Below are 310 nucleotides of genomic sequence, written 5' to 3' on the forward strand. Positions count from 1 at the left end.
GGTCGCAAGTGCTCGCGCGATGCCGACGCGCTGCTTCGGGCCACCGGAGAGCTGCTCCGGGTAGTTCTCGCCACGGTCAGACAGACCGACGAAGTCTAGCAGTTCAGCAACGCGGCGCTTGCGTTCTTCCTTGCCTACACCGGCCAGTTTCAGCGGGTATTCGATGTTTCCCGCTGCGGTACGGGATGAAAAGAGGTTGAACTGCTGGAAGACCATGCCGACCTCAGCACGCAGACGGGTGAGTTCCTTACCCTCTTCTGGGAGAAGTTTGCCGTTGATGCGGATCTCGCCGCTGTCGATGGTCTCGAGG

General features: G+C 60.6%; 1 protein-coding gene. It reads right to left on the minus strand.

Annotated elements, in window-relative coordinates:
* Positions 1-310: ATP-binding cassette domain-containing protein (locus ACXIUA_RS02400; RefSeq protein WP_457976012.1), on the minus strand; the 310-nt coding region annotated here is incomplete at both ends.

Source organism: Corynebacterium sp. UMB8791 (assembly GCF_054166365.1).